The following is a 26,953-nucleotide window of genomic DNA, read 5'->3' as shown; positions in this document are numbered from 1 at the left end:
ATAAAGAAATGAGCAAACAGATTCAGGAAGCCTACATCGTCGCCGCCACCCGCCTGCCGGTGGCCAAGCGCAACGGCATGTACAGGAACGTCCGTCCGGACGACATGCTGGCCGCCGTCCTCAAGTCCGTCGTCACCCAAGTGCCGGGCATCGACCCGGCGCGCATTGGCGACGTCATCGTCGGCTGCGCCATGCCGGAAGCCGAGCAGGGCATGAACGTCGCCCGCATCGGCCTGCTGCTGGCCGGCCTGCCGATCACCGTGCCGGGCATCACCATCAACCGCTTCTGCTCCTCCGGGGTGCAGGCGGTGGCTGATGCCGCCAACCAGATCCGCCTCGGCCTGGCCGACGTCATGATCGCCGCAGGTACCGAGTCGATGAGCGTGATGCCGCAGATCATGGGCAACAAGATGTCGATGAACCCGGCCATCTTCGCGAAAGAGGAAAACCTCGGCATCGCCTACGGTATGGGGCTGACCGCCGAGAAGGTGGCGCGCCAGTGGAATATCAGCCGCGAGCAACAGGACGCCTTCGCCCTGGCCTCCAACCAGAAGGCCTGCGCCGCCATCGCTGCCGGCTATTTCAACGCCGAGACGACGCCTTACGCCATCCGCGAAAGCCTGCCCGACCTGAAGAGCGGGCAGATCAAGGTTCGCGAGCGCGTCGCCGAAGTCGATGAAGGTCCGCGCGCCGATGCCTCGCTGGAAAAGCTGGGTAAGCTGAAGCCGGTCTTCCATGCGCGCGGTTCGGTCACCGCCGGCAACTCGTCGCAGATGTCCGACGGCGCCGCTGCCGTGATGCTGGTGTCGGAGAAGGTGCTCAAGGAACACAACCTGACCCCATTGGCTCGCTTCGCCGGCTACGCGGTGGGCGGCGTGGCGCCGGAGATCATGGGTATCGGGCCGATCGCGGCGATCCCCAAGGTGCTGCAGCAGGTCGGCATCAAGCAGGATGACCTCGACTGGATCGAACTCAACGAAGCCTTCGCCGCGCAGTCGCTGGCGGTGATGCAGGAGTTGGGGATCAACCCGGACAAGGTCAATCCGCTCGGCGGCGCCATCGCGCTCGGCCATCCGCTGGGGGCGACCGGCGCCATACGCATCGCCACCGTTGCCCATGGCCTCAAGCGTACCGGCGGCAAGTACGGCATGGTCACCATGTGCATCGGTACCGGCATGGGCGCCGCCGGCATCATCGAGGCGCTCTGAGCATGAAACCCGCCTGGCTCGCGAAAATGCCGCCGGCCTGGCGGGCGCGCATGGTGCGGATGGGGTTCAACCTCCATCCCGCCTTTCGCGGCACCGGCGGGCGGGTCGAGCATGTGGCCGCTGACCTCTCGCATATCCGCATTCGCCTGCCACTCAGCTGGCGGACGCGCAACGTCGTCGGCTCGATCTATGGTGGCTCGCTGTTCGCGGTGACCGACGGCGTGCATCCGATGATGCTGATGGCCGCGCTCGGCGAAGACGTGATCGTCTGGGACAAGGCGGCCAGCATCCGCTACAAGAAGCCGGGCTACACGACCCTGTTCGCCGATTTTTCACTGGCGGCAGACGAAATCGCGGCGATCCGTGCCGCGCTCGACGAGTCGCCCGAGCTTGATCGCACCTACCTGGTCGAGTTGAGGGATAGCCAGGGCACGGTGCATACCGTGGTCGAACGTACGGTTTATATCGCCGACAAGAAGCATTACCGGCAAAAATCCATCGAAGGAGACAAAACAAGATGATTTCGCATTCCGTACGGGTGGCGGCGCTGGTCGCGGCGTTGCTGGCGGTTCCCGGCCTGCAGGCGGCCGAGGTGGCCGGGGTCAAGCTGGACGAGCAGATCAAGGTCGGTGCCGGCGAACTGGTGCTCAATGGCGCCGGTCTGCGGACCAAGGTTTTCGTCAAGGTCTATGTCGGGGCGCTCTACGTCACCCAGAAATCGAACACGCCGGCCGGCCTGCTCGATGCCGCGACGCCGCGCCGCATGAGCATGCGCATGTTGCGCGACATCGACGCCGATACGCTCTACGGCGCCCTGCGCGACGGTCTCAAGGACAACAACAGCGAAGCCGAGATGGCCGCACTGAAGGCGCAGATCGACCAGTTTGCCGATATCATGAAAAAGATCGGCAATGCCAAGAACGGCGATACCGTCGCCATCGACTTCACGGCCGACGGCGTCGGTGTAAGCTTCAATGGCGAGGTGCGCGGCAAGGTCGCGGGCGCACCCTTCGCCAGGGCATTGCTCAAGGTCTGGCTGGGCGACAACCCGGTGGACGCCTCGCTCAAGAAGGCGCTGCTCGGCGGCTGAACAATTCAAGGAGGAGATAAAAATGGACAAGATCTGGGTCAAGAGTTATCCGTCCGGCGTGCCGGCCGACATCAGCATCGACCATGTGCCGTCGCTGGTGACGCTGTTCGAGGACGCCTGCCGCAAGTATGCCGACAAGATGGCCTACGTCAGCATGGGGCAGGAGATGACCTACGGCGAACTGGATCGCCTGACGCGCGACTTCGCCGGCTGGCTGCAGTCGCTCGGGCTGCAGAAGGGCGACCGCGTCGCGCTGATGATGCCGAACCTGCTGCAATACCCGGTGGCCCTGTTCGGCACCCTGCGCGCCGGCTGCGTCGTGGTCAATTGCAACCCGCTCTACACGCCGCGCGAACTCGAGCATCAGCTCAAGGATTCCGGCGCCACGGCCATCGTCATCGTCGAGAACTTCGCCAACACGCTGCAGCAGGTGATCGCCAAGACCGCCGTCAAGCATGTCGTGGTGACGCCGATGGGCGAGATGCTGGGCATGGTCAAGGGCGCGCTGGTCAATTTCGTCGTCCGCCACGTCAAGAAGCTGGTGCCCGCCTGGTCGCTGCCCGGCTCGATCAATTTCACCGCGGCGTTGGCTGCCGGCCGCCGCCACGGCATGGACCCGGTGGCCCTCGGTCATGACGATCTCGCCTTCCTGCAATATACCGGCGGCACGACCGGCGTCTCCAAGGGCGCCATGCTGACCCATGCCAACATCAGTTCCAACGTCATGCAGGCGTACAGCTGGATCAAGCCGGTGGTCAGGGAGGGCGAGGAGTTCATCATCACCGCCTTGCCGCTCTATCACATCTTCGCGCTGACGGCGAACTGCCTGACCTTCCTGATGATCGGCGCGCGCAACCTGCTGATCGCCAATCCGCGCGACATTCCCGGCTTCGTCAAGGAGTGGGCCAAGTATCCGATCACCGTCGTCACCGGCGTCAATACGCTGTTCAACGCGCTGCTCAACAACGCCGAATTCGCCGCCCTCGACTTCTCGACCATGAAGGTCACGCTGGGTGGCGGCATGGCCGTCCAGGGGCCGGTTGCCGACCGCTGGATGAAGGTGACCGGGACGCCGCTGCTGCAGGCCTACGGCCTCACCGAGACCTCGCCGGCGGCGACCATCAACCCGCTGCACATGACCGAGTTCAACGGCTCGATCGGCCTGCCGATCTCGTCAACCGAAGTGTCGATCCGCGACGATTCCGGCAAGGAGGTGCCGCTCGGCCAGGTCGGCGAAATCTGCATCCGCGGGCCGCAGGTCATGAAGGGCTACTGGCAGCGCCCGGCGGAGACCGCCAACGTGATGTACGGCGACGGTTTCCTGAAGACCGGCGACATGGGCTACATCGACCATCTGGGCTATGTTTTCCTGGTCGACCGCAAGAAGGACATGATTCTCGTCTCCGGCTTCAACGTATATCCGAACGAGGTGGAAGAGGCGGTCGCCATGCACGAGGGGGTCAGCGACGTGGCGGCGATCGGGGTGCACGACGACAACTCCGGCGAGGCGGTGAAGATCTTCGTCGTCCGCAAGGATCCGAACCTGACGGCCGAGGAACTGATTGCCCACTGCCGAAAGCACCTGACCGGCTACAAGGTGCCGAAGCATGTCGAATTCCGCGCCGATTTGCCGCGCACCAACGTCGGCAAGATCCTGCGCCGCGCTCTGAAGGAGGCCGCGTAATGCCGATTCCCGCTTCGCTGCAAAAGGGCCTGGCGCTGCCCGTCATCTGCGCGCCGATGTTCATCGTTTCCAACCCGGATCTCGTCATCGCCCAGTGCCGGGGCGGCACCATCGGTTCCTTCCCGGCGCTCAACGCGCGGCCCAAGGAGGAACTGGACACCTGGCTGAGCATCATCAAGTCGGCGCTGGCCGATGATCCGCATGCTGCGCCGTTCGCCGTCAACCAGATCATCCACCAGTCGAACGAGCGCCTCGAGCACGACATGGCGCTGTGCGTGAAGCATGAGGTGCCGCTGATCATCACCAGCCTGCGTGCGCCGGACGAGATCGTGCCGCACGTCCATGCCTACGGCGGCAAGGTTTTCCACGACGTGATCAGCGTGCGCCATGCCGAAAAGGCCCTGGAGGCCGGCGTCGACGGTTTGATCCTGGTCTGCGCCGGGGCCGGCGGCCATGCCGGCATGTTGAGCCCGTTCGCCCTGGTCGGCGAGGTCCGCAAGTTCTACGATGGCCCGATCGCGCTTTCCGGCGCCATCGCCAGCGGCAGCGCTATCCTCGCCGCGCAGGCGATGGGTGCCGATTTCGCCTATATGGGTACGCGCTTCATCGCCACCCAGGAAGCCAATGCCCAGGCGGCCTACAAACAGGCCATTGTCGACTCGGCCGCGGTCGACGTCGTCTACACCCCGTATTTCACCGGCGTGCATGGCAACTACCTGAAGAAGAGCATCGTCGCCGCCGGCCTCGACCCGGACAACCTGCCGGTCAAGGACAAGACCTCGATGAACTTCGGCGCCGCCGCCGGCGCGGCCAAGGCGTGGAAGGACATCTGGGGCGCCGGGCAGGGCGTCGGCAACATCGACGACATCCTGCCCACCGCCGAACTGATCGAGCGCCTCAAGCAGGAATACCGCAGCGCCAAGCTGGCGCTGTGCAGCAACCCATTCTGAGAACAGACAAGGAGACAGCAAGATGAGCGATTACCGCGCGCCCGTGAAGGACATGCGCTTCGTGATGGACGAAGTGGCCGGATTCAGGGAATTGAGCGCCTTTCCGCAATACGCCGAGGCGACGCCCGACATGGCCGATGCCATTCTCGACGAGGCGGCGAAGTTCGCCAGCGAAGTCCTGGCGCCGCTCAACCGCGTCGGCGATACGCAGGGCTGCCAGCTGACGGCGAACGGCGTCGTCACGCCGGCCGGCTGGAAGGAAGCCTACAAGGCCTTCTGCGACGCCGGCTGGAACGGCATCGCCTCGGCCCCGGAATATGGCGGCCACGGCCAGCCGGACACGCTGGCGGTCGCGGTCAAGGAAATGGTCTGCTCGGCCAACCTTTCGTTTTCGCTCGGCCCCTTGCTTACGACCGGCGCTGTCGAGGCGCTGATGATCTGCGCCAGCGACGAACTGAAGGCGACCTATCTGGAAAAGATGGTCACCGGCGAGTGGACCGGCACGATGAACCTGACCGAGCCGCAGGCCGGCTCCGACCTCGCCCTCGTGCGCAGCCGCGCCGAGCCGCAGGCCGACGGCAGCTACCGCGTCTTCGGCCAGAAGATCTTCATTACCTATGGCGACCACGACATGACGGACAACATCGTCCACCTCGTGCTCGCCCGCCTGCCGGATGCACCGGCCGGAGTCAAGGGCATCTCGATGTTCCTCGTGCCCAAGTTCCTGGTGAACGCCGACGGCTCGTTCGGCGCGCGCAACGATGCGCATTGCGTCTCGATCGAGCACAAGCTCGGCATCCACGCCAGCCCGACCTGCGTCATGGCCTACGGCGACAACGGCGGTGCCGTCGGCTACCTGCTCGGCGAGCCGAACCGCGGCCTCGAATACATGTTCATCATGATGAACGAAGCCCGCCTCGGCGTCGGCCTGCAGGGCATCGCCCTCGGCGAGCGCGCCTACCAGCAGGCGCTCGGCTATGCCCGCGAGCGCAAGCAGGGCCGCGACGCGCTGACCGGCGAGGCGCTGGTCACCATCGACAAGCACCCCGACATCCGCCGCATGCTGATGCTGATGAAGTCGCGCGTCGAAGCCTGCCGTGCCATGGCCTACTACACCTCGGGCCTGCTCGATCGGGCGCATGCCATCGAGGACAAGGAAGAGAAGAGGCGCCAGCTCTACCTTGCCGAATTCATGATTCCCATCGTCAAGGGCGGCGGTACAGAGATGGGCATCGACGTCACCTCGCTCGGCATCCAGATCCACGGCGGCATGGGCTTCATCGAGGAAACCGGCGCCGCCCAGCACTGGCGCGATGCGCGCATCACGACGATCTACGAGGGCACCACGGGCATCCAGGCCAACGACCTGATCTTCCGCAAGCTGATGCGCGACCAGGGCGCCACCGCCCGCGTTGTCTTCGGCGAAGTGGCGGCCACCGCGCGCGCCTTGGCCGAATCCAGCCGCCCGGAACTGCTCGCCATCGGCCGCCGTCTCGGCCGTGCGCTCAAGGCATGGACCGACGCCACGGAATTCCTCGCCGGCGACGCGAAAAACGGCCTCGCCGGGCCGTTGACCGCAGCTGTCCCCTATCTGCATCTCGCCGTCACTGTCTGCGGCGGCTGGCTGATGGGCAAGGCGGCGCTGGCAGCGGCCGGCCATCTCGACCGTGGCGACGGCGACCAGACCTTCTACCGCGGCAAGATCGCCAGCGCGCACTTCTACGCCGACCAGATGCTGCCGCAGGCCGCCGCCTATGCCGATACCGTCATGGCCGGGAGTGTCGCCCTGGCGGCGGTGACCGACGACATGCTGTAAGGCGGAAGGCGTTCGGCCGCTTCGATCATCCCCGCCGCGGCGGGGATTTTTTCGTGCTCGTCGCCGGCGCCGAGGCGCTAATATGCATTCCATGCTGACCATCGACATCGTTTCCGACATCGTCTGCCCGTGGTGCTTCATCGGCAAGCGCCGGCTGGCACGCGCCGTCGAACTGGTGCGCACCAGCCATCCAGAATTCACCTGTCGCACCCGCTGGCTGCCGTTCTTCCTCAACCCCGACACGCCGCCGGAAGGCGAGCCCTATCTGCCGTTCCTCGAACGCAAGTTCGGCGGGCGGGACGCGGTCGATGCGCTGTTCGCGCGCGTTCGCGCGGCCGGGCAGGCCTACGGCATCGACTACGCCTTCGAGAAGATTCCCCTGCGCGCCAACACGCTGCGCGCCCACCGCCTGATCCACTGGGTCCAGCAGCGCGGCGTCGCCGACGAACTGGTCGAGCGCCTGTTCGTCGCCCAGTTCCAGCGCGGCGAACACGTCGGCGACATCGCCCTGCTGGCGGAGATCGCCGCCGGCTGCGGTTACGACGCCGAAGCGGTCGCCAGCTACTTGCGTTCGAACGAGGACGAGGAACTCGTCCGCACGCGCGAACGCCAGATTCGCGCCATGGGGGTGAGGATGGTGCCGACCTTCATCCTGCCCGGAGACCGGGCTATCGTCGGGGCCGAAGACCCGGCCGTGCTGGCCGCCGGTATTCTCGAACAGCTTCGGTGAGCGGGCCCTACGGCGCCGGATGGGAACAGGGCGCAACGAAATGGGGCGCTGCAAGAGCGCCCCACTGCGTACGTCCGCCGGGCCAGGCTTACTTGGCCTGCATGCGGTTAAGGTAGTCGATCAGCGCCAGAATGCGCCCGCGGACGAAAGCTTCCGGGTCGTAGTAGCTGTCGGCGTAGAACTCGCCAGCCTTGATCTGGTAGTCCCGGCCCCAGATCGGCATTTCGCGCGGGCCGTGCGCCTGGACCTGTTGCCGCCCGTCGATCACCGCATAGACGCGCTCCAGCGGGAAGGTGCCGCCGTTCTTCTTCGACAGCAGCGTCAGATCGGGCGGGGTCACCTTCAGGAAGTCGACGTAGGCGCCACCCTTCAGATTGTTGCCGTGGCAGGCGACGCAGTTGTTGTCATACTCATACTTGCCGAGGTCGATCCTGTCTGCCGCGACCGCAGTCGTTGCGCCGGCTGTGGCAAGGGTGATGGCGATGGCTACATTCAAGGTGAAAATTTTCATTCCATGTCTCCTTATGGTTTATGTAGAACCTCAACTGCTATGGATAAGACTACTCACGATAGGATCATTTTGCTAGGGGTGATTTGGCCTGAATGAAGCGTTCCTGAGCCAGATCAAATCAGCCATCGCTGTCATGACATGAAAGCGACTTTCATCGTTGCTGCATCGATGGTGCCGAACTTCGGATTGTTTCAGCCGTCATGTCCATCGAATGCGGGTAGAGGCGGGGAGCCGCCTTGAAGTTCCCCGCGCGCTGATCCATATTGAATATGAAGTGCGAGTCATCGACCGGGAGAGTGGTTTTCGCATTCGGCACTTGAAAAAAATAAGGAGGGAGACAGGATGAAACAACGCAAATCGAACGGGTTGGCCGTTGTCGCAACCCTTGTGCTCGGCATGCTGGTTATTCCGCCGGCGTCGTTCGCGCAGGCGCCCGATCCAAGGCTCAGTCCGGCGGTTCCGCAGGGCGGGGGTTTCACCTCCCGGCCTTTGCTCATCGCGCCGGTCACCGGCGACGACAGCAAGGAGTTCGCGCTGATCGCCGTGACGCTGGCGCCGGGCGCCTCTTCGCCGATGCATACGCACCCGGGCGATTGCGTCGGGGCGGTGATCGAAGGCGATCTGGACCTAGTCGTCGACGGCCAAGGAGCGAAATCGGTCAAGGCGGGTGAAGGCTTTCACAATGCCCGCGGGCTGGTGCACCAGTTCAGGAATGCCGGCGACAAGCCGGTACGTCTCGTCACGACGATTTTTTACGACAAGGGCCAGCCGCGCGTGCAGCCGCTTCCGGCGCCGCAGAAATGACCGGCCGCCTGTCGAATGCCGATGATCGTTCCGTTTTCCGCTTCCTGAAAGACCAATGATGACCAAAAAAGCTTCGCCCGCTGCCCGGGCTACGAAAACACGAGCCGGCAGTGCCTCCGCTGCCTTGGCCAAGCCGCTGGATGCCGTCGGTGGCCTGACCAAATCCCTGCGTTCGCTGACCGAACAGGTCGTCGGCATGGCCGGCGCGGCGGTCGATACCTCGCTGGCGGCGGCGACCGGACTCTTTCCGCATGGCGTGGCGTCGACGCGGGCGCTGGTCAAGGCCGGCAGCTTCCTGCGCGGCGTGCGCGAGGCGGCGGGCATTCCGCTCGAGGACCTCGGGCAGGCGATCAGCCTCAAGGATTCGGCCCTGCTGGAACTCGCGGAGAACGGCAAGATGGCGCTGCCCTTCGAGGTTATCCTGCGCCTGGCCGCCGTGCTGGCGCGCAACGACCCGGTGCCCTTCGTCATGAACCTGGCCAAGGTCCATAGCCCGGGAACCTGGCAGAACCTAGAATCGCTCGGCGTCGGCCGCCTGGTCGAGCATGCCGGGCGCGAGCATGAGTTCGTCGGCATCTACCGGGCGCGCGACGAGGCGCGCAAGCTCACCGACGAGGAGTTCGCGCGGGTGCGCCGGTTCGTCGAGACGGCTTTCGACATGGCGCTCGAATTCAACCGGGAGGCCAAGGCGGCGAGCGCCGGCAAGGGGGGCACGAAGAAGGCGCCGCGCCCGCGCAAGAGCGCCGGCTGAAGGCGGTCAGCGGCCCTTGAGGGCCAGCTCGGCTGCCGCTTCGAGGTCGGCCTTCTTCATCAGGCCCATCTTCTTCTGGACGACCTGGCCGTTGCGGTCGACGACGATGGTGAACGGCAGGCCGCCCTTGGTGTTGCCCAGCGCCTGCATCAGCGGAATGCCTTTTTCCTTGGCGACGAAGACCGGGTAATCCATTTCATAGGCCTTGGCGAATTCCTTCGCCGGGTCGGACTTGTCCTCGATGCCGATGCCGAGTACCTCCAGCTTGCCCTTGTGCGCCTTGCGGATGGCGATCAGTTCGGGAATCTCGGCGCGACACGGGCCGCACCAGCGGGCCCAGAAGTTGACGATCAGCGGCTTGCCCCGGAAGCGTTCCAGCGCCACCGGCTTGTCGTCTAGATCGCTCAGGGTGGCGGCGAACAGCGGCGCCGAGGACGGCAGGTCGTCTGCGGTTGCGGTCGACGCCCAGAAAAGGGCAAAAATCAGCGGAACGAGGAATTTTTTCAAGGCAGGTCGCCGCGGCGGAACAGGAAGTAGCCGATGGTAGCACTCAGCAGCCCGAGCGCCGCCGGGTAGGCCAGCGCGAAGACCTTGTAGCCGGCGACGCCGAAGGTGTCGAGGATGACGTAGGCGGAGGGGCCGAGGACGATCAGCTGCGGGTCGAACAGCGCCAGCGCGGCGGTGCGGAAGACCTGTAGCGGGTTGATCAGCGCCAGCCCGACGGCGACTTCCGGCGCAACCTTGCCCTGGATCATGACGCCGAGCAGGATCAGGTCGAGGAAGAGCAGCAGGGTCAGCCAGACCATGAAGGCGGCGCCCTGCGCGATGTCGGTGCTGCGGGCGACGGCCGAGATCAGCATGCCGATGCCGAGGAAGCACAGCGCCATGGTGGCGAGCAGGGCGGTGTAGTAGCCGAACATGCCCCACGGCACCTCGATGTCCTTGAAGCTCGCCCAGCCGACGGCACCGAGCATGGCGAGGAAGACCGGCGCGAAGACGACGATGTAGCGGCCGACGATCTTGCCCCAGAACCAGGCCGACAGCGATACCGGCAACGAGAGGAGGTATTCGAAGACGCCCGCCTCGCGGTCACCGGCCACCGAGCGGACGGTGGTGATGAGGACGAAGATGGGCAGGATCGCCATGGTCAGCTGGATGTAGGTGACCAGCAGGCGCGACAGGCCGATGAAGCCGAGCACCCGCGACTCGGTGAGGCCGAAGAGGAAGAGCAGGGCGACGATGCCGCCGAAGACCAGGGTGTAGATCTGGAACCAGCGGGCGCGCAGCGACTCGACGATGTCCAGCTTGGCGGTGAGCCAGAGTTGCTTCATTTCCTTAACCTTGCCAGCACGTGCTGGCTCATGTCGTTGAAGTCGATGGCGCCGGCCTGGGGCGCCTTGACGGCGGCGAAGTTGAATCCCATCGGCGAGGTGCGGGCGATGTAGTAGGCGCGCCGCGGGTCGAGCCACTGCATTTCCTCGCGGCTGCGGCTCTCGAAATCGGCGACCCACATCCGCGTCGCGGCATCGCCCGCCCAGGGATGTTTTGCCGCCTTTTCCTTCAGCCAGACCGCCATGCAGCCGGGGTCGTCGAATTTGAAGACAGTGTTGTCCGGGCCGCCGCGAATCTGGCCGGCGAAGCGGCGGTCGGAAATGACCATGCTGCAGACGACGCAGGTATCGCGGTCCCACTTGATCTCGGCCATGCCCTCCGGCCAGCCGCTCTTGCTGCAGGCCGAGAGCGCGGCGGCGAGCGGCGTCAGCAGCAGGCCGCCGAGGCCGAGGCGGCCGACGAACCGGCGGCGGTGACGATCGCACATGTCAGTTCTCGGCCAGCGACAGGTCGCTGACCAGCGCCGTGTAGCGCGAAATCATGCCGAGGAAGCGCAGGCGGTCGGGGCCGGCGATGCGGCCGGTCCACACCAGGTTGTCGTCGCTGGCGGCGAATTGCCAGGCGGCGATCGCCTTGGCGAAGGCCTGCTCGTGGCGCTTGACGACGATGCGGCAGGCGAGCGTGCCGGACAGCGAGACGTCGTCGGCGACCCGGTCGTCGAGCACGACCTTGCCCATGTCCATCTCGATGACGCGATTGACCAGCGACGACACTTCGTCCAGGCGGTGGCTGGAGATGATCATCGTCGCGTTGTCCAGGCGCTCGGCGAGCAGGTCGAAGAAGATCTTGCGCGCTTCCGGGTCGAGGTTGGCGGCCGGCTCGTCCATCACCAGCACGCGGGCCTCGCGGCCGAGCGCGATGGCGATCAGCAGCTTTTGCTTCATGCCGCCGGAAAGGCGCACGAACTGGCGGGAAAGAATGCCGTCGAGATCGAGCCCGAGGCGCTTGGCGATGCCGTGGATGCGGCGCGGATCGGTGCCGCACAGCGAAGCCGAAAAGTCGATCAGCTGGCCGACCGGCATCTTCAGCGGGGGCGGCAACTGCGGCACGAAGCCGATGTCGCCGAGGACGGCGGTACGGTTGCTGCGCGGGTCGCGGCCGTCGATGGCGACGCTGCCGTCATAGGTGTATTCGCCGAGCAGGCAGCGGATCAGCGTCGTCTTGCCGGCCCCGTTGGAACCGATCAGCGCCACCCGCTCGCCCAGCCCGATGTCGAGGCTGATGCCGTCGAGCACGCGCGCGCGCCGGAAAGTCTTGGCAACGTTCTTGAACTGGATCATGCGGCCGATTATAGAAGGGCTGCCGCGGTCGACATTGAATTTCGATCAAAAATCGGGAAGGCGGGGAGTGCTTGTCGGCGAGCGATCGGGCGAAGTCGGAGTGAGGAGGGGGTTCGAGTCGAGTTGCCGGCGTCTGCTACAGGGGGGCGGAGCGAACTGGCGTTGCCGGGCAGGAGTTCTCCTTTGCCATTCCGGCAAGCGAGTCGTTCAGGCGAGGGGTTTCAGGCGCCCTCCTGCTGGCCCACGCCGCGAATCATGATCAGCAGCATCTTGAACCCCCCGATTGGATTCACCGCGTGCGGGACGTTGGCCGGTAGCAGCAAGCTATCTCCTTCGGTCAAGGCATGGCTTGCGCCTCCGACCGAAATCTCGGCACGGCCATCGACCGCGATTACCAGCGCATCATGGGAGACGGTGTGTTCGCTGAGTCCCTCATTGCCGTCGAAGGCGAACAGGGTCACGTTGCCGGAGGGATTCTTGAGCAGCATCCGGCTGACGACCGCCTTCTCCTGGTATTGCAGCATCTGTTTCAGGTTGCGCACTTCCGGCGCGCCGCTTTCAGCACTCATCACTGTTTTCTCCTTGCCTGGGTGGCACCGTGCGGCCGCCCGCAGTCAGCTCGAATGCACGCCCTTGATCGACCAGGTGTACATGAGACTCGCCTCGTTGAATTCCTGCTTGGTTTCGGTATCGAGCCACCATATCAGTCTTCGGCTATCCGGGCCAAGGTATCGCCAGTAGCGGATTTCGCCACTGCAGAGTTCAATCGCATACACGGCGTTTATGATCAGATCGTTCATAGCGGTCTCGGATGCGGTTTGCGCTCAACCACGAGGAACTTTCCAGTTGGGATGCTGGAAGTATTTCCCGTAGGACTCCAGGGCCTGCCTGACGCGCACGGCACCATCGTGGCGCGCGGCGGCAGTTTTGCCCTCCATGATCTCCGCCCCGGCCATCAGGTCGGCGAGGACGAGATGGAGCATGGTGTCGGCCTTTGCTTCGAGCTTGCAGTGCTCGATGGCATAGCCGACCTTCTGGTTGATGGTGGTGGCAAGCGCCGCGTAATCGGAATCGCCGAAGCGATCCTTGTGGATCAGGGGAAGCGCCTTGGCCATCGCCTGGTTGATGTCATCCATCGATTGCCGCAGGGCGGCATCTGTCGCCCATTTCTTCCCGGCATTCAATTGCAGCTTCTGCACTGCCGAGCCGCTCTCGCCGTGGTGGCGGTCCTCGGCGGCCAACACCCCTCGTCCGGGTGCGGCCACGACAATGAGAACGACGGCGGCCAATGGCAGCAGGAGATTCCTTTTCATCCAATTCATCCCTGGTAAGAGTCAAATACCTGACTAACATACTCAGGTAAAGGTCTGCTGGCTTTAACCGAAATCAATTGCGGCAACAGGATGGCCCCGAGCGACTGCCAGAATTCGGTCCCTGCCGTTGAATTCATGATGCATCCGCATGGCTGGTGCGGGTCGGGCGTGTGAGTTCGTCAGTTCGGGAAGCGCTCATCAGCGATCTCCGGCGCTGCAACGAGAAGCAAATGACCGGTACCTGTTGCGCAAGAGCGTCGGCCGCCAGCGGGAACTCCTTTCCATGCAGGCACGATATTCGTCACCGAATTCGCTGATTACATTTCAGTCAGCCTTGTCGCCTCTTACGCCGCGCAGGCGAAGGGCGTTGCCGACGACGCTGACCGACGAAAGGCTCATCGCCGCGGCCGCGATCAGCGGGGACAGAACCCAACCGAAGACCGGGTAGAGGACACCCGCGGCAATCGGAATTCCCAGGGCGTTGTACAGGAAGGCGAAGGCCAGGTTCTGGCGCATGTTGGCGACTGTGGCCATCGACAAGGTGCGTGCCCGGGCGATGCCGCCCAGGTCGCCCTTGACCAGCGTGACCTGGGCACTGTTCATCGCCACGTCGGTGCCGGTGCCCATGGCCACGCCCACGTCCGCCCGAGCCAGTGCCGGGGCATCGTTGATGCCGTCTCCGGCCATGGCCACCACCCGTCCTGCCTTCTGAAGGTTTTCGACGAGCGCCAGCTTGTCAGCCGGCTTTACTTCGCCGTGGACCTCCTCGATGCCCAGACGCCTGCCGACCGCCTTGGCCGTCGTCAGCCCGTCGCCGGTCGCCATGACGACACGCAGGCCGGCCTGCCTGAGGCTGGCGAGGGCCGCGGGCGTGGTCGCCTTGACCGGATCGGAAACCACCAGGAGTCCCCGCAGCTTGCCATCGACGGCCAGATGCATGACGCTGGCGCCTTCGGTCCGCAAGGCCTCGGCGGCGCTCGCCAGGGGTATGGTATCGACATGGTCGGTGGCCATCAGCGCCGCGTTGCCCAAGGCCACCTTGCGGCCGCCTACGATTCCGCGCACCCCGATGCCGCTCGACGACTCGAAGTCGATGGTCTTTTCAAGGGACAGTCCGCGCTCGTTCGCGGCGCGAACAATGGCGTCGGCCAGTGGATGCTCGCTGCCCAGGTCCAGGCTGGCAGCCAGCCGCAGTACCTCGTCCGCCGAAATTCCCTCGCCCGCGACAACCTGTTCGAAGGCCGGGCGCCCCTCGGTCAAAGTGCCCGTCTTGTCGACGATCAGCGTGTCGACATCGCGGAATCTCTCGATGGCGGCGGCGTCGCGAAACAGGACACCCTGAGTCGCCGCCTTCCCGGTGGCGACCATGATCGACATCGGCGTCGCCAGTCCCAGGGCGCAGGGACAGGCAATGATCAGGACCGATACGCCGCTGATGAGGCCGAACAGCCAGCCGCGCTCGCCACCGAACAAGCCCCAGCCGAAGAAGCTGAGCAGGGCGATGCCGACCACCGCGACGACGAAATAGCCGGCCACCACATCCGCCATGCGCTGCATCGGCGCCTTGGAGCGCTGCGCCTGGGCGACCATCTGGACGATCTGGGCGAGTACCGTCTGCGAGCCGATTTTTTCGGAGCGGATGACCAGGCTGCCGGACGTGTTGATGGTCGCGCCGATCACCGGGTCCCCGGGACGTTTGGTCGCGGGCAGCGGTTCGCCGGTGAGCATCGATTCGTCCACAGCGCTGCTGCCTTCCAGCACCACGCCGTCGACTGGCACCTTTTCTCCCGGTCGCACGCGCAGGACGTCACCGACGTGCACGTGCGCGAGCGGCACGTCGACCTCCGTACCATCGGGGTCGATCCGGCGCGCCGTCTTGGGCGCCAGGCCGAGCAGGGACTTGATGGCGGCCGATGTCCTGGCGCGGGCCCTTAATTCGAGCATCTGGCCGAGCAGGGTCAGGGAAATGATGACGGCCGCCGCTTCGAAGTAGACGCCAATGCGACCGTGGGCCATGAAGGAGGCGGGAAACAGTCCGGGCGCGAGTGTGGCGACGATGCTGTAGAGAAAGGCTGCTCCGGTTCCCAGGCTGATCAGCGTCCACATGTTCGGGCTGCGGTTGATGAACGACTGCCCGCCGCGAACGAAGAACGGCCACCCGGCCCAGAGGACGATGGGCAGGGTGAGGAACAATTCCCCCCAACTGCGGACCGATGGCGCGAGCCAGCTCAGCAGGTGCCCCGCCATGGCGAGAATGACGACAATGACGGTGAGCGGCAGGCTGAACCAGAAACGACGGTGAAAATCCCGATATTCGCCATCGTCCTCCGCGGCCTCAAGGTCGGGGACTACGGGCTCGAGGGCCATTCCGCACTTGGGGCAACTGCCGGGGCCGATCTGGCGCACCTCGGGGTGCATCGGGCAGGTGTATTCGGCACCTGGATCAGCGGCCGGAGCGGCTTTCGGCTGCAGATACGCCGGCGGATCGGCATCGAATTTCGTCTTGCATTTCGCGCTGCAGAAGCGGTAGGTCGAGCCGTCGAACTGGCTGTGATGCGGCGAATCCGGGGTGACCGCCATGCCACAGACCGGATCGGTATCCGCTCGGTGGGCCTTGTCGTGGCTGTGAGACGAAGCGTCCGCCATGTCGCGCTCCCTATTGGATGCCGGCCTTGCGTTGTTCGCTGCGGACATAGGCCGTAATGTGTGCCACATCGTCCGGCGTTACCTGGGGCACCGGCGCCATGTCGCCGTAGGGCCAATGATGGGCGCGCACACCATTCTTCACCGCCAGCTGGAACGCGGCGTCCCCGTGGTGCGACGGTTCGTAGATCTTGTGCAGCAGGGGAGGTCCCCTCTTTTCACCCTTGTCGACGCCCTTCAGGTCGGTACCGTGGCAGGCGGCACAATATTGTGCAAACAGCGTCTTGCCGGAGGCCGGATTCGGCATCAGGCCGGGCGTCGGTTGCGGCACCTGCCAGCCCTGTGCCAGGACGCTTGCCTGGGCCACCCAGAGCAGGAGGCCCAAAAGCGCCTGTTTGCGTTGCTTATTAACGGGTCTTTGACGGGGCGTCGGTTCGGCGTTCGTGGGCATGGGGTTTCGCGTCATGGAGGGATCTCCTGATTCCTGAGCGGACCATTTTCCAGCATCGACGCTAACGGGAAGCGGACGCGCAGATTACATTTCTGCAATCCTGGAGAATCGCGGCGTTCGTTGAAGACGGGGGTCGTAGGAGTTGGATAGGCAGCTAATTGCCGCTACGTGGATTGGACAAAGCGCAGGCCCACGACTTGTTGCTCGCCAGGCTTTAGGCGCATGACGTCTCGGATTCTCGAACGCGAACTCTGAGATTGATGCTTACAAAGCCAAGCGCGGTCATCGCTGCGGTCGACCGCCCAAAACAGCTAAAAATCAGGCCAGCTTCGACAGCCCCTTGACCTCGAAAGTCAGCGACCCGGTCGGGCAGGTGTCGACGCACAGGCCACAGCGGGTGCAGTCGGGGCCGATCGGGACTTCGGTGTCGACGGCGCGGCCCTTGATGACGGTGTCGAGCACGTGCGGCACGAGGCAGACCTTGCGGCAGTCGCCTTCATGGAAGCAGCCGTCGAGCTTGTACTTGATGCGGACCGGCGAAATGATGCCGACGACGCCGTAGGTGAGGCCGATCGGGCAGGCGTAGCGGCACCAGGCGCGGCGCGAGAAGAAGACTTCGAAGACGAGCAGGGCTAGCACCCAGAGCAGGGCCAGCCCCGGACCGTAAATCAGCGCCCGCGACAGGATGCCGGTCGGCGAGATGGCTTCGAAGACGGTGTAGCCGGTGGCCAGGGCGAGCAGGGCGAAGACGACCCAGAAGACGGTGCGCAGGCGGCGGTCCATGGTCTGGTCGGTGACCAGCTTCTTCCCGGCCAGCCAGAGATGGATCTTCTCGGCCCATTCGGCGACCAGGTGGTAGGGGCACACCCAGGAGCAGAAGGTACGCCCGCCGAACAGCACCCACAGTACCAGCACCGTGCCGGTGCCGATCAGCAGGTTGTTGATGATGTGCTTGTGGGCGAGCATCACCTGCAGCGCGGAATTGAGGTCGATCAGGTGGAAGCCGACGAAGCGCGAGGCGGTCAGTGCGCCTTCGAGGATCTGGATGTCGAGCGCGAAGGAGACGACGAACAGCAGGTTGGCAAGGATCAGCGTCGCCCAGCGCCGGTTGCGCCAGGTGTTCTTGTGCTCGGCGTGGGCACGGGCGTGCAGCTTCTGTGCGATGAGGTCGCGGTTGCCCTTCTTGTAGAAGTGGATCTTCTGGGCAGCCGGGGTGATTTCGGTTGGCTTGGAAGGCTCCCAGCCGAACATGACCTTGATCTGGTCGAAGAATCGGCGTTTCAGGACATCGCTCATGTTTTCCAGACCTCGCGGGCTTCGATGGTGATGGCGGCCGGTTCGACCGGGCAGACCATTTCGCAGACGCCGCAGCCGACGCAGGGTTCATGCACGACCGGCGACTTGCGTTTGCTGCCGTCCGGGGCGAAGACGGTCTCGATGGAAATGGCACCCTTGATCGGGCACTCGCGGGCGCAGAGATCGCATTCGGGCACGTCGTAGGGATGGTCGGCGATGCGGATCGGCTTCCAGCGGTCGACGTCCATGTAACGCATGGTGCCCTTGAAATCCGGGCCGCGCGTCTGCCCCTTGAAACCCTTGCCCTGGACCGCCAGGCAGGCTTCCGGCCGGGTCAGGCGGGCCACGCCCATGCGCTCGCCCAGGTTGAGCGTCGGCTCGGGGTCCTTTTCCTTGGCCAGCAGGATCGGCTTGGCGGCCAGCGCGGCGCCGGCGCGCACCGGCAGGAACGAGGGCTTGTGGTAGGTGAGCGAGCCGGTCGGGCAGGCGAGGACGCACTGGACCGCATCGCACGAGAAGTCGCAGGCCTGGGCGCGCGCATCGATGTAGGGCGTGCCGACACCCATGCCGTCGATCAGGTCGGCGAGCTTGATGGCGGAAACCGGACAAACCTGGACGCACTGGCCGCACTTGATGCAGCTGGCGAGGAAGTCCTTCTCGTCGAGGGCGCCGGGCGGGCGCAGCCGCTTTTTCTGCGAATAGATCAGGGGCAGGAAGCCGGACAGCCCGGCGCCGAGCACGCCGCCGGTCAGCAGGATGGTGCGCAGTACGCGCCGGCGGTTGGTCTGCCGCTTGGCTTTCGATAACGGCGGTGTCGCCTCGGCCGCCGGTTTGCGGTCGTTTTCGTTGTCGCTCATGATCTGGCCGTTCTTTCGGGTTTGGCAAAGCGCGGCGCGGGGTCGCGCAACTGCAGCTCGGGCGAGGAGAAGGGCGCCAGGCGTTCGAGGAAATCGAGCAGTTCGAGCACCGGTGAGGTCTTGAAGAACTGGGCGGCCGGTGTCTCGATCCAGATCTGGTCGGCGTACGAATAGAGTTCGTAGGGGGTGTCGCCGGTGCCGTCGCCGTCGCGGTCGAAGCCCTGGTAGTCGGCGAAGAAGTTGCCTTCCCACTGGTTCCGGTCGGCGACGCCGCGGCCCATCTGGACGACGTCGGTCAGGTTGCCTTCAAAAATGTTGCCCTTGAGGATGTTGCCGCCAAGTTCGCTGGTGAAGCGGATGGCGATGCCATTGAAGGCGAAGCGGTTGTTGATGAAGCGGATGGTGGTGTCGGGCTCGAAGGGCGAAAGGTCGGAGCCGACGCCGACGGCGCAATAGATGATCTCGTTGTTCTCGATGTCCGAGTCGCTCGATTCCTTGAAGCCGAGGCCCATGCCGGTGGCGCCGGTGGCGTGGGAGATGATGTTGTTGCGTAGGTGGATGCGCTCGGTGTACATCAGGTAGACGCCGACCGCGTTGTCGTAGAAGGAGTTGCCTTCGACCACGCTGTCCTTGGCGAACATGAAATGGATCGAGTAGCGGCTGCGCTTGCCGATGTTGCCGCGATAGGTGTTGTGGTTGGCATACCAGGCGACCATGTCGCGCGAGTCGATCACCTCGTTCTTCTCGATCAGGTTGTGGTTGCTGTACCAGAGGCGCAGCCCGTCGCCGCGTACGCCGAGCTCGAAGGGCTTGGAGCTGATGCGGTTCTCGCGGATGACATTGTGGTTGGCCTGCTTGAGGTCGATACCGAACAGGCAGTCGTCGATCACGTTGCCTTCGACGACATGATGATCGCCGCGCACGTTGAGGCAGGTGTCGTCGCTGTCGTGCGAGTCGCCGGAGCCTTTCAGGTGCACGCCGCGCAGTGTGGCGCCCTTGGCGTCGATCACGAAGACGGTGCCCTTGCCGCCGCCGTCGATCGTTACCTTGCCGCCGCCATCGATGACCAGCGGCTTGTCGACCAGCACCGGGCCGGCGTAGTCGCCGGGCGGCGGCTTGAGGACCGAGCCGGGGGGCGCGGCATCGACTAGGGTCTGGAACCAGGGGATGTCGGTGCGGTGCGGAGCGGCGGGGCGCAGCGCCTTCTCGGTCGAGGAGCCCCAGTTCGCCGCCAGGTTGGGCTTGCCCATGCCTTCCAGCGATTGCGATGCCGCCAGGCCAGCCACGCCGAGCCCCGTTGCGATGCCCAGGGCGAGCAGGGGGCGGCGGATGAAGCGCAGCATCGCTCTACTCGGCGCGACCTTCGCGCAGCTGCTTGCGGCGGATCAGCAGGGCCAGCATCATGCAGACGAAGATGATGAGCAGCAGGCCATAGCCCCAGTAGGGGTAGGAGAATGTCGAGAACTGCGCGACTTTGCCTTCGCCGAAGACGGTGGGCATGAATGGCTTGACGGTGAAGGCGCCCCACGGATGCAGGTTGTGGCCGAAGAACCACAGCCAGCCGGCGTAGGTGATGACGAAGAAGACGGGCAGTAGGGCCGGCACCAGCGCCAGCAGGAGCTGGAAGGAGCGAATCTTGGCGACGCCGGCGACGACGATGGCCATGACGGCGATCAGGCCGAAGATGACGATTTTCGATATGGCGCTGACGTTGTCGCCCCAGACCTTGATCTTGTCCGGTTCCTTGAAGAAGGTGCCGGCTTCCTTGACATAGCTGTCGACATGGCTGGCCAGGTGGCCGAGGACGAACTGGTCGACGATCATCCACGCGGCGACGGCGAGGAAGCCTGCGGTCAACACCGCCAGACGGGCCTTTTTCGCGCTGACGGCGAAGCCGATCATCATGACGGCGAAGAAGCCGAAGAAGAACTTGGCCAGCGGCTTTTCGACCGGCGCGCCGGTGGCGATCGGGAACATGCCGACGTAGTGGTTGATGGTGTTCATCTCATGGACGCAGTCGAGGCCTTCGGCGCCCTTGTCGACGTCCTTCTTGGCGTCGGTGATCGGGTTGTAGCGCTCGTCGTCGTGGGCGAGATCCTTCTGGATGATCTCGCTGGCCATCCGGCTACCCTTGCCGGCCGCCTTGCAGCCGTTGTAGACGCCGTCGAAATGGAAGTGGATGCGGATGCCGTCGGGGAAGGCATCGGGCGGATAGTTCGGGGCGGTCAGCGAAACCCACCAGATCGGCGCGAAATAGGCGACCACCAGGGCCACGAGCGAAATGAAGGTGAGGCCGGCAACGATCCTGTTCTGCTTGTCCATGGCGCTACTCTCAGTGTTGCGTGTTGTGCGAAGGCATTCTGCGATGCCTGGAGAGCGGCCGCCGGCCGGGAGGCAGGCGGGCGGCCGCGTACTGCGATGTTACTTCTTCTTGGCCGGTGCGGCGCCTGCCTTCGGCTTGCACATCGCGCCCGGCATCACCAGGCTGGACTGGTAGGCGGAGATCGCCACCAGCTGGTCGTTGGTGTAGGGCTTGATGACCTTGACCATGTCCGGGTTGGCGTTGCGGCGATGACCGTCGCGGATTTCGGTCATCTGGCGCAGCAGGTACTTGTAGTGCTGGCCGGCGATCACCGGGTAGAACTTCTCCTTGTTGCCTTCGCCGGTCTTGCCGTGGCACTCCAGGCACTGCTTCTCGTAAAGTTCCTTGCCCTTGGCGATCTGGACGGCGGCGTCCGCGCCTTCGTACTTGCCGTGCTCGATTGGGATGCACAGGCTTTCGATGTAGGCGGCGACGTCGGCCAGTTCCTGGGCGTCGGTCAGGGTGGCGGCGAACGGGTACATCGTCGGGTTGTCGCGCAGGCCGGCGCGGATGTCGGCCATCTGCTTGATCAGCACGGTGGTGTGCTGGCCGGCGAGCTGCGGGAAGGTGCCGTCGGGGCGGCCGGCGCCGGAGGGCAGGTGGCAGGCGCCGCAGACTTCGTAGCCTTCGGCGCCGGCAACCTTGTCACCCTTCTTGGTCAGGGCTTCGGACTTCTCGCCACCCTGGGCGTTCCACTTGTAGTCCTTGCCTTCGATGCCTTCCGATTTCGGGGCAGGAGGGGCGGCGAAGGCGATGCCTGCGCTGAGCAGGCCGATCAGCAGGAGTGATGCTTTCATGTTCGGTGTCCTTTTATGGCAGGTTGTTCGGAACGCTGGAAGCATTCTTTCACTTCGTATATCAGCGTTCCTTGATGTGCGTCATAAGCCGGAAAGGCCGGCCAGATGGTTCATTTCAGCTTCGAGAGGTAGTCGGCCAAAGCCTTGATTTCCTCGTCGTTGACCAGGTGCATGACGCCCTTCATGGCGGCGGTCTGGCCGTTGTTGCGGGCGCCGCTCTTGATGTCCTTCATCTGCTGTTCGGCGTAGGCCGCGTTCTGGCCGGCGATCTTCGGGTAGTTCGGCATCAGGGGCTTGTCGCCCTTGGGGCCGTGGCAGGCGTTGCAGGTCTTTTCGGCGAACAGCTTGGCGCCATCCGGGGCAGCGATGGCGGGCGATGCGACGAACGCGGCGGCGATCAGAGTCATTACAAATTTCATGGTTATTCCCTCCTGAAAGTGAAGCGGGGAGCAGAATGACTCCGCTCCCCGATAACTGCCTTAAGTCAGATCAAGTTTGCTTACTTGACCTTCTTGGCGCCGTTCTGCTCGAGATAGGTCTTGGCGCGCAGGCCGATGTCCGCAGCCTTGACCTGGTATTGCCAGATCTGCTCGGACCACAGGTTGGCCTGGTCCCAGTCCTTCTTCGCCGCAGCGGCATCGGCCTTGGCCTTGGCTTCCTTGATCTTGTTGAGCTGGTCGGTTGCATCGTCGACCATGTTCACCACATCCGGGAAGTCCTTGAAGTTGACGCTGGTGATGTAACCCACCACGGAGTCGATGACGGCCTGGGTGTCGGCAATCTTCTTCAGCGTCGTCTTGTAGTCGGCTTCGGTGTAAGCAGCCTTGGCCTCGGTCGAGGTCTTGGTCGGCTTCCAGCCCTTCGGCTTGACCAGCAGGTAACCCTGCATTTCAAGGTGCAGCGCCGAGCAGAATTCCGTGCAGTAGTACGGATAGACGCCTTCCTTGTCGGCCTTGAACTTGACGGTGACCGTCTTGCCCGGTTCGACGGAAGCATGGGTGTTGTAGGTCGACACGGTGAAGCCGTGGGTTTCGTCCTGGGCACGCTCGAGGTTGGTCAGGTGGACCGTGATTTCGTCGCCCACTTCCGCCTCGATGGTTTCCGGCGTGATGTGCGAGCGGATCAGGGTGCCGAAGACTTCGATCTTGTTGCCCTTCTTCTCGGTGCGCTCTTCGCCAGCGCGAACCATGCCGGGGTGCGGCTTGTCCGTGCGGGAGTCGGTACCGACCTTGTAGCGGACGCCCGGCTTCAGCTTGGTCGCTTCGATACCGACGGCGTAGTGCGGCTCGCCCAGCGGCAGCGGCATGTCGTACAACAGTTGCATCTTGTCGTTCGAGATGTCGATCAGCTGGTGATTCTGCGGATGCAGCGGGCCAACGGGCACGAAGCGGTCGATCGCCAGCTTGTTCAGCGCGACCAGGTAGCGGCCCTTCGGATCGGCGGAGTCACCTTCCATGGTCATCAGGTGACCGATGTTGTAGTGCACCGAGATCTTGTCGAGTACCTTGCCTTCGCAGTGGTTCCACTTGACGACTTGCGAATCCACGTAGAGCGAGGTGTAGGCGATACACGGCTTGGAGTCATACTGCGTGTGCAGGGGGCCGAGGCCGAGCTGGACCTGGGTGTGCAACGCATCCTTCATGCCGATCACCGGAATGCCGTACGGATCCTTGGATTCGAACTTGCCGGCCTTGATCGCTTCCTGGATCTTGTCGAAGGAATAGACGGAAACGTGGGTGTCGAGCTTGCCGGCGACGGTGATGAACTTGCCGTCCGGGGTCACGTCGACGCCGTGCGGCGACTTCGGTTCCGGCACCAGGAAGAGGATGCCTTCCTTGATCGAAACGTCCATCGGCAGAACCTTGTGGCCGTTGATGGTCTTCGCCTTGCCGGCGGCGACCAGTTCGGCGGCCTTCTTCCAGTTGATCACGTGCAGGTAGTCGGTGTCCTTGGCGGAACAGCCGGCTTCATACGGCGGGCGGCCCTTTTCGATGCCGCCGACGTAGCGCTCGGAACAGAAGGAGTTGGTGAACGACCAGCCGTCGGACGGACCCTTGCCGGCATCGGACAAGTCCTGGCTGTAAGGCGGCAGTTCGAGGGAGAAGGACTGCTTCGGATCGAGGCGGCCTTCCTTGCGGTCGAACTTCCAGTAGGTCACGCCACCGCGGTACTTCTCGTTGAATTCCTCGAGCGGATAGAACTTCTTGTTCTCGAGCGGCGCGGCGTACTGGGCGGCTTCGATCACATAGTCGGTGTTCGGCGTAACGAAGGCACCGCCGTGTTCCGACTTGTAGATCGGGTTGACGACGATCTGCTTGGTTTCGAAGTCGCGCAGGTCGATCACGGCCAGGCGCGGGTTGGCCTTGTCGTTGATGAACAGGAACTGGCCGTCGTACTTGCCCTGGGTTTCGGAGATGGCCGGGTGGTGCGTGTCACCCCAGGTGATCTGCTTGCCGTCGATGGCGCCCTGGGCGAGCACGGCCTTGGAGTTCTCGTCGAAGCCGTAGCCCTGCCACGGTTCCGGCGTGAATACGCCGATGTACTTGAGGATGCGCATGGACGGAATGCCATACACGATGATCTGGCCCGACTGGCCGCCGGAACTGAAGACCACGAATTCGTCGCGTTTGCCGGTCGGGACATAGGTCTTGGACGCGGCCAGCAGATCCTGCTGGCTCAGGCCACGACGCTTCATCACGTCCTGCAGCGATTCGGCAGACCACGCGTTGGCGGCCCCGAACCCGATCCCCGCTGCGACGAGCAGCGTGGTGGATTTCACTGCAAATTTTTTCATCTCGATTTCTCCCATGAAAACAAGAAGTAGAACTTCCTACCCTCCATCGTCACTGGCGCTTGAAGACGCTGCGACAATTTGCCGCACACTGTATGCCCCCCCGCGTGGTAAAAAATTGATCTTTGCTAATTCCGTTTTGTCTGCATGCAGGAAAATGCGTTATCCCGTTCGGCCGCCAGGCCAGGAACAGACTGGTGAATAAAAAAATACTGATGGACGTGATCGGCATCCTGCTGATCGCGCTGGTGGTTGTGGTCGGCTACAAGCTGTCGCCGCTGCTGCTGCCCAAGGCCGACCTCACGGTACAGCCGGATCAGGCCTGCGACCTGCATCGCGGCCCGTGCCAGGTGGCGTTGCCGGGCGGCGGCAAACTTGAGGTGCGCATGAATCCGCTCCCGATCCCGATGGTGAAACCCTTCCAGGTGGAGGTGCGCATCGACGGCCTGAGCGTCTCCCGCGTCGAGGTCGATTTCGCCGGCGTCGACATGAACATGGGCCTCAACCGCCCGCAACTGGTGGCCAGCGCGCCCGGCCTCTACGCCGCCGAGGCGACCTTGCCGGTCTGCATCACCGGCCGGATGGACTGGCAGGCGACGGTGCTGGTCGAAAGCGGCAGCCAGCGCATCGCGATCCCTTTCCGCTTCGCTTCTGCCCCCCACGGATAACGCATGGCCCAACGACTGCTGCTGGCGATCGCCATTCTTCTTGCCGCGCTGGTGCTCGGTCTCGCCTTTTTCTGGCAGCCGACGCTGCCCGAGCGTCCGCTGCCGACCGCCGCTGCGCCGGCCGGCGGCGACTTCACGCTGCAATCGGCCACCGGCCCGGTGGCGCTGCAGGACTTTCGCGGCAAGCTGGTGCTCGTCTATTTCGGCTACACCTACTGCCCGGACATCTGCCCGACATCGCTGGCGGCGACCGCCGAAGGCCTCAAGCTGCTGACCCCCGACGAACTGGCCCGGGTGGCAGTGGTTTTCATCTCGGTGGATCCGGAGCGCGACACGCCGGCCCGCCTCAAGGAATACGCCGAATTCTTCCATCCCGCCATTGTCGGCGTTACCGGCACGCCGGATGAAGTGGCCGCCATCGCCCGCCGCTACGGCGTGTTCTATGCCCGCCAGCCAGTCGACACAGCGGGCGGCGGGTACGTCGTCGACCACACCTCGGACACCTACATCGTCGCTGCCGACGGCAAGCTGGACGGCAAGATCGCCCACGCGGCGCCGCCCGACCAGGTGGCGGCCGAAATTCGCAAACGCCTGACCAAACCATGAAGGAGAGAACACCCATGAAACACCTGTCCCTGCTGGCCGCCGGCCTGCTGCTTTCCGCCGGCGCACTGGCCGGCGCCGCCGACAACGTCTCCGTCCAGGATCCCTACGTCCGCCTGGCGCCACCCAACGCCCCGGCGACCGGCGCCTTCATGGTCATCAAAAATAATGGCGACAAGGACGTGAAGGTGGTCAAGGCCGACAACCCGGCCTCGAAGGTCACCGAACTGCATACCCACATCAATGACGGTGGCGTCATGAAGATGCGCCCGGTGCCGGCCATCGACATCAAGGCCAAGGGCGAGGCGGTGCTCAAGCCGGGCAGCTTGCACGTCATGCTGATCGACCTCAAGGCGCCGATGAAGGAGGGCGATTCCGTGCCCATCACCCTGACCTTCGACGACGGCAGCAGCAAGCAGGTCGACGCCAAGGTGGTGCGCCCGATGCCGGCGCCGGCGATGGAGCAGAAGCAGCACTGATTTTTGGTTGTTTTTCGGGGTCGACCGCAACCGTCTTGCGGTCGCCGCGGCAACGCCTGTCAGCGCCGTGACGGTCCGGAAATTGGAGGGATGGTGCCAATTTGATGCAGGTCGTGAATTCATTCACGGACACTTCTGTAGCGAATTGGCATCATTGCGCCAACGACTTCAGGAAAGGTCACGGATCATGACAAAAAATTCCAGCAAGATGAATTCTTCCTACAGTGGACCCTACCCGGGCAGCGATCGTCGCGAATATGGCGGCGAACTTGCCTTGACGGGCTTCGAACTCCGGGACACGCTTTGCGAAACCGAGGTGCGCGAGGCGAGCTTCGCCGAATTTCTGGCTGCGCTGAAGAAGGCTGGCAAACACCCCGGCTGAGTGCCCGGCGCCGCTGGCGCATGATGCCTGGGGGAGCGGCCCGGCTCGCCGGCCGGATCGACCTTTCCTCCCTGTTCCCCAGGCGTCGGGCAACC

30 protein-coding genes are annotated in these 26,953 nt (G+C 64.2%); 13 read left to right on the top strand and 17 right to left on the bottom strand.

Annotated elements, in window-relative coordinates; genetic code table 11:
• Window positions 1-8 precede the first annotated feature (8 nt).
• From GH660_RS13990 to GH660_RS13960, 7 genes are all read left to right on the top strand, one after another.
• Window positions 9-1,208, top strand: a complete 1,200-nt coding sequence (locus GH660_RS13990) for an acetyl-CoA C-acyltransferase (RefSeq protein ID WP_153147292.1) — start codon at window positions 9-11, stop codon at window positions 1,206-1,208.
• 2 nt (window positions 1,209-1,210) lie between these two features.
• The gene (locus GH660_RS13985; RefSeq protein ID WP_153147291.1) at window positions 1,211-1,729 is read left to right on the top strand and encodes a DUF4442 domain-containing protein; all 519 of its coding nucleotides are present in this window, start codon (window positions 1,211-1,213) and stop codon (window positions 1,727-1,729) included.
• The gene (locus GH660_RS13980) at window positions 1,726-2,298 is read left to right on the top strand and encodes a chalcone isomerase family protein (protein ID WP_153147290.1); all 573 of its coding nucleotides are present in this window, start codon (window positions 1,726-1,728) and stop codon (window positions 2,296-2,298) included. The genes GH660_RS13985 and GH660_RS13980 overlap by 4 nt, the downstream gene beginning before the upstream one ends.
• Before the next feature lie 22 nt (window positions 2,299-2,320).
• Window positions 2,321-3,982, top strand: a complete 1,662-nt coding sequence (locus tag GH660_RS13975) for a long-chain-fatty-acid--CoA ligase (protein WP_153147289.1) — start codon at window positions 2,321-2,323, stop codon at window positions 3,980-3,982.
• The gene (locus GH660_RS13970; RefSeq protein ID WP_153147288.1) at window positions 3,982-4,932 is read left to right on the top strand and encodes a nitronate monooxygenase family protein; all 951 of its coding nucleotides are present in this window, start codon (window positions 3,982-3,984) and stop codon (window positions 4,930-4,932) included. The genes GH660_RS13975 and GH660_RS13970 overlap by 1 nt, the downstream gene beginning before the upstream one ends.
• 22 nt (window positions 4,933-4,954) lie before the next feature.
• A complete protein-coding gene (locus GH660_RS13965) occupies window positions 4,955-6,748 on the top strand; it encodes an acyl-CoA dehydrogenase (RefSeq protein ID WP_153147287.1) in 1,794 nt (597 codons plus the stop codon).
• An 82-nt stretch (window positions 6,749-6,830) separates the two neighbouring features.
• Window positions 6,831-7,478 carry a DsbA family oxidoreductase gene (locus GH660_RS13960; RefSeq protein WP_228276504.1) on the top strand — a complete coding sequence of 216 codons (648 nt, stop codon included), beginning with the start codon at window positions 6,831-6,833 and terminating at the stop codon, window positions 7,476-7,478.
• An 88-nt stretch (window positions 7,479-7,566) separates the two neighbouring features.
• Here the strand turns inward: GH660_RS13960 and GH660_RS13955 are convergent, their stop codons facing one another.
• On the bottom strand, window positions 7,567-7,989 hold the full coding sequence (locus GH660_RS13955; RefSeq protein ID WP_153147286.1) for a c-type cytochrome: 423 nt from the start codon (window positions 7,987-7,989) through the stop codon (window positions 7,567-7,569).
• 342 nt (window positions 7,990-8,331) lie between these two features.
• On the opposite strand from GH660_RS13955, the gene GH660_RS13950 reads away from it, so the two are divergent.
• Together GH660_RS13950 and GH660_RS13945 are read left to right on the top strand one after the other, a co-directional pair.
• On the top strand, window positions 8,332-8,793 hold the full coding sequence (locus GH660_RS13950) for a cupin domain-containing protein (RefSeq protein ID WP_153147285.1): 462 nt from the start codon (window positions 8,332-8,334) through the stop codon (window positions 8,791-8,793).
• A gap of 124 nt (window positions 8,794-8,917) precedes the next feature.
• On the top strand, window positions 8,918-9,544 hold the full coding sequence (locus tag GH660_RS13945) for a helix-turn-helix transcriptional regulator (RefSeq protein WP_153147284.1): 627 nt from the start codon (window positions 8,918-8,920) through the stop codon (window positions 9,542-9,544).
• Between the two features lie 6 nt (window positions 9,545-9,550).
• Here the strand turns inward: GH660_RS13945 and GH660_RS13940 are convergent, their stop codons facing one another.
• The 16 genes from GH660_RS13940 to nosZ form a co-directional block, all read right to left on the bottom strand.
• A complete protein-coding gene (locus tag GH660_RS13940; protein WP_153147283.1) occupies window positions 9,551-10,051 on the bottom strand; it encodes a TlpA disulfide reductase family protein in 501 nt (166 codons plus the stop codon).
• Entirely contained in the window at window positions 10,048-10,875 is an 828-nt protein-coding gene (locus GH660_RS13935; RefSeq protein ID WP_153147282.1) for an ABC transporter permease, read from the bottom strand. The genes GH660_RS13940 and GH660_RS13935 overlap by 4 nt, the downstream gene beginning before the upstream one ends.
• On the bottom strand, window positions 10,872-11,363 hold the full coding sequence (locus tag GH660_RS13930) for a nitrous oxide reductase accessory protein NosL (RefSeq protein ID WP_153147281.1): 492 nt from the start codon (window positions 11,361-11,363) through the stop codon (window positions 10,872-10,874). The genes GH660_RS13935 and GH660_RS13930 overlap by 4 nt, the downstream gene beginning before the upstream one ends.
• Before the next feature lies 1 nt (window position 11,364).
• Window positions 11,365-12,216, bottom strand: a complete 852-nt coding sequence (locus GH660_RS13925; protein WP_153147280.1) for an ABC transporter ATP-binding protein — start codon at window positions 12,214-12,216, stop codon at window positions 11,365-11,367.
• A 221-nt stretch (window positions 12,217-12,437) separates the two neighbouring features.
• On the bottom strand, window positions 12,438-12,785 hold the full coding sequence (locus tag GH660_RS13920) for a cupin domain-containing protein (RefSeq protein WP_153147279.1): 348 nt from the start codon (window positions 12,783-12,785) through the stop codon (window positions 12,438-12,440).
• Between the two features lie 45 nt (window positions 12,786-12,830).
• Window positions 12,831-13,016 carry a hypothetical protein gene (locus GH660_RS13915; RefSeq protein ID WP_153147278.1) on the bottom strand — a complete coding sequence of 62 codons (186 nt, stop codon included), beginning with the start codon at window positions 13,014-13,016 and terminating at the stop codon, window positions 12,831-12,833.
• 24 nt (window positions 13,017-13,040) lie between these two features.
• Complete coding sequence (locus GH660_RS13910; RefSeq protein ID WP_153147277.1) at window positions 13,041-13,529, bottom strand: hypothetical protein; 489 nt, start codon at window positions 13,527-13,529, stop codon at window positions 13,041-13,043.
• Window positions 13,530-13,853: 324 nt separating this feature from the next.
• Entirely contained in the window at window positions 13,854-16,175 is a 2,322-nt protein-coding gene (locus tag GH660_RS13905; RefSeq protein WP_153147276.1) for a heavy metal translocating P-type ATPase, read from the bottom strand.
• Between the two features lie 10 nt (window positions 16,176-16,185).
• Window positions 16,186-16,638 carry a c-type cytochrome gene (locus GH660_RS13900; RefSeq protein ID WP_228276503.1) on the bottom strand — a complete coding sequence of 151 codons (453 nt, stop codon included), beginning with the start codon at window positions 16,636-16,638 and terminating at the stop codon, window positions 16,186-16,188.
• Window positions 16,639-16,941: 303 nt separating this feature from the next.
• A complete protein-coding gene (locus tag GH660_RS13895; protein WP_194266321.1) occupies window positions 16,942-17,919 on the bottom strand; it encodes a NapH/MauN family ferredoxin-type protein in 978 nt (325 codons plus the stop codon).
• On the bottom strand, window positions 17,916-18,776 hold the full coding sequence (locus GH660_RS13890) for a 4Fe-4S dicluster domain-containing protein (protein ID WP_153147275.1): 861 nt from the start codon (window positions 18,774-18,776) through the stop codon (window positions 17,916-17,918). The genes GH660_RS13895 and GH660_RS13890 overlap by 4 nt, the downstream gene beginning before the upstream one ends.
• Window positions 18,773-20,119, bottom strand: a complete 1,347-nt coding sequence (gene nosD / locus GH660_RS13885; protein ID WP_153147274.1) for a nitrous oxide reductase family maturation protein NosD — start codon at window positions 20,117-20,119, stop codon at window positions 18,773-18,775. Before nosD ends, GH660_RS13890 begins: the two co-directional genes overlap by 4 nt.
• Before the next feature lie 4 nt (window positions 20,120-20,123).
• The gene (locus tag GH660_RS13880; protein ID WP_153147273.1) at window positions 20,124-21,098 is read right to left on the bottom strand and encodes a hypothetical protein; all 975 of its coding nucleotides are present in this window, start codon (window positions 21,096-21,098) and stop codon (window positions 20,124-20,126) included.
• A 99-nt stretch (window positions 21,099-21,197) separates the two neighbouring features.
• A complete protein-coding gene (locus GH660_RS13875; protein ID WP_153147272.1) occupies window positions 21,198-21,935 on the bottom strand; it encodes a c-type cytochrome in 738 nt (245 codons plus the stop codon).
• Window positions 21,936-22,045: 110 nt separating this feature from the next.
• Entirely contained in the window at window positions 22,046-22,354 is a 309-nt protein-coding gene (locus GH660_RS13870; RefSeq protein WP_153147271.1) for a cytochrome c, read from the bottom strand.
• A gap of 80 nt (window positions 22,355-22,434) precedes the next feature.
• Entirely contained in the window at window positions 22,435-24,729 is a 2,295-nt protein-coding gene (gene nosZ, locus GH660_RS13865) for a Sec-dependent nitrous-oxide reductase (protein ID WP_153147270.1), read from the bottom strand.
• A 194-nt stretch (window positions 24,730-24,923) separates the two neighbouring features.
• Here nosZ and GH660_RS13860 point away from each other — a divergent pair, with 194 nt between their 5' ends.
• From GH660_RS13860 to GH660_RS13845, 4 genes are read left to right on the top strand one after another with little or no spacing between them, the layout of a single operon-like run.
• Window positions 24,924-25,394: a hypothetical protein gene (locus tag GH660_RS13860; protein ID WP_228276502.1), complete on the top strand. Its 471-nt coding sequence runs from the start codon at window positions 24,924-24,926 to the stop codon at window positions 25,392-25,394.
• A 3-nt stretch (window positions 25,395-25,397) separates the two neighbouring features.
• Entirely contained in the window at window positions 25,398-26,000 is a 603-nt protein-coding gene (locus GH660_RS13855; protein ID WP_153147269.1) for an SCO family protein, read from the top strand.
• Window positions 26,001-26,014: 14 nt separating this feature from the next.
• Window positions 26,015-26,476 (top strand): copper chaperone PCu(A)C, encoded by a 462-nt coding sequence (locus tag GH660_RS13850; RefSeq protein ID WP_228276501.1) that lies wholly within the window; start codon window positions 26,015-26,017, stop codon window positions 26,474-26,476.
• 7 nt (window positions 26,477-26,483) lie between these two features.
• Window positions 26,484-26,858 carry a hypothetical protein gene (locus GH660_RS13845; RefSeq protein ID WP_153147267.1) on the top strand — a complete coding sequence of 125 codons (375 nt, stop codon included), beginning with the start codon at window positions 26,484-26,486 and terminating at the stop codon, window positions 26,856-26,858.
• Window positions 26,859-26,953 lie beyond the last annotated feature (95 nt).

This window comes from Dechloromonas sp. H13, assembly GCF_009469615.1.
GTDB lineage: Bacteria > Pseudomonadota > Gammaproteobacteria > Burkholderiales > Rhodocyclaceae > Azonexus.
The sequence above is the reverse complement of the archived record's forward strand: the minus strand, read 5'-3'. Positions and strand labels throughout refer to the sequence as shown.

What these genes read in the sequence shown, in the direction of transcription:
- GH660_RS13990 (WP_153147292.1), top strand. Translation starts at nt 9, where the DNA reads ATGAGCAAACAGATTCAGGAAGCCTACATCGTCGCCGCCACCCGCCTG.
- GH660_RS13985 (WP_153147291.1), top strand. Translation starts at nt 1,211, where the DNA reads ATGAAACCCGCCTGGCTCGCGAAAATGCCGCCGGCCTGGCGGGCGCGC.
- GH660_RS13980 (WP_153147290.1), top strand. Translation starts at nt 1,726, where the DNA reads ATGATTTCGCATTCCGTACGGGTGGCGGCGCTGGTCGCGGCGTTGCTG.
- GH660_RS13975 (WP_153147289.1), top strand. Translation starts at nt 2,321, where the DNA reads ATGGACAAGATCTGGGTCAAGAGTTATCCGTCCGGCGTGCCGGCCGAC.
- GH660_RS13970 (WP_153147288.1), top strand. Translation starts at nt 3,982, where the DNA reads ATGCCGATTCCCGCTTCGCTGCAAAAGGGCCTGGCGCTGCCCGTCATC.
- GH660_RS13965 (WP_153147287.1), top strand. Translation starts at nt 4,955, where the DNA reads ATGAGCGATTACCGCGCGCCCGTGAAGGACATGCGCTTCGTGATGGAC.
- GH660_RS13960 (WP_228276504.1), top strand. Translation starts at nt 6,831, where the DNA reads ATGCATTCCATGCTGACCATCGACATCGTTTCCGACATCGTCTGCCCG.
- GH660_RS13955 (WP_153147286.1), bottom strand. Translation starts at nt 7,989, where the DNA reads ATGAAAATTTTCACCTTGAATGTAGCCATCGCCATCACCCTTGCCACA.
- GH660_RS13950 (WP_153147285.1), top strand. Translation starts at nt 8,332, where the DNA reads ATGAAACAACGCAAATCGAACGGGTTGGCCGTTGTCGCAACCCTTGTG.
- GH660_RS13935 (WP_153147282.1), bottom strand. Translation starts at nt 10,875, where the DNA reads ATGAAGCAACTCTGGCTCACCGCCAAGCTGGACATCGTCGAGTCGCTG.
- GH660_RS13930 (WP_153147281.1), bottom strand. Translation starts at nt 11,363, where the DNA reads ATGTGCGATCGTCACCGCCGCCGGTTCGTCGGCCGCCTCGGCCTCGGC.
- GH660_RS13925 (WP_153147280.1), bottom strand. Translation starts at nt 12,216, where the DNA reads ATGATCCAGTTCAAGAACGTTGCCAAGACTTTCCGGCGCGCGCGCGTG.
- GH660_RS13920 (WP_153147279.1), bottom strand. Translation starts at nt 12,785, where the DNA reads ATGAGTGCTGAAAGCGGCGCGCCGGAAGTGCGCAACCTGAAACAGATG.
- GH660_RS13915 (WP_153147278.1), bottom strand. Translation starts at nt 13,016, where the DNA reads ATGAACGATCTGATCATAAACGCCGTGTATGCGATTGAACTCTGCAGT.
- GH660_RS13910 (WP_153147277.1), bottom strand. Translation starts at nt 13,529, where the DNA reads ATGAAAAGGAATCTCCTGCTGCCATTGGCCGCCGTCGTTCTCATTGTC.
- GH660_RS13905 (WP_153147276.1), bottom strand. Translation starts at nt 16,175, where the DNA reads ATGGCGGACGCTTCGTCTCACAGCCACGACAAGGCCCACCGAGCGGAT.
- GH660_RS13900 (WP_228276503.1), bottom strand. Translation starts at nt 16,638, where the DNA reads ATGACGCGAAACCCCATGCCCACGAACGCCGAACCGACGCCCCGTCAA.
- GH660_RS13895 (WP_194266321.1), bottom strand. Translation starts at nt 17,919, where the DNA reads ATGAGCGATGTCCTGAAACGCCGATTCTTCGACCAGATCAAGGTCATG.
- GH660_RS13890 (WP_153147275.1), bottom strand. Translation starts at nt 18,776, where the DNA reads ATGAGCGACAACGAAAACGACCGCAAACCGGCGGCCGAGGCGACACCG.
- nosD (WP_153147274.1), bottom strand. Translation starts at nt 20,119, where the DNA reads ATGCTGCGCTTCATCCGCCGCCCCCTGCTCGCCCTGGGCATCGCAACG.
- GH660_RS13880 (WP_153147273.1), bottom strand. Translation starts at nt 21,098, where the DNA reads ATGGACAAGCAGAACAGGATCGTTGCCGGCCTCACCTTCATTTCGCTC.
- GH660_RS13875 (WP_153147272.1), bottom strand. Translation starts at nt 21,935, where the DNA reads ATGAAAGCATCACTCCTGCTGATCGGCCTGCTCAGCGCAGGCATCGCC.
- GH660_RS13870 (WP_153147271.1), bottom strand. Translation starts at nt 22,354, where the DNA reads ATGAAATTTGTAATGACTCTGATCGCCGCCGCGTTCGTCGCATCGCCC.
- nosZ (WP_153147270.1), bottom strand. Translation starts at nt 24,729, where the DNA reads ATGAAAAAATTTGCAGTGAAATCCACCACGCTGCTCGTCGCAGCGGGG.
- GH660_RS13855 (WP_153147269.1), top strand. Translation starts at nt 25,398, where the DNA reads ATGGCCCAACGACTGCTGCTGGCGATCGCCATTCTTCTTGCCGCGCTG.
- GH660_RS13850 (WP_228276501.1), top strand. Translation starts at nt 26,015, where the DNA reads ATGAAACACCTGTCCCTGCTGGCCGCCGGCCTGCTGCTTTCCGCCGGC.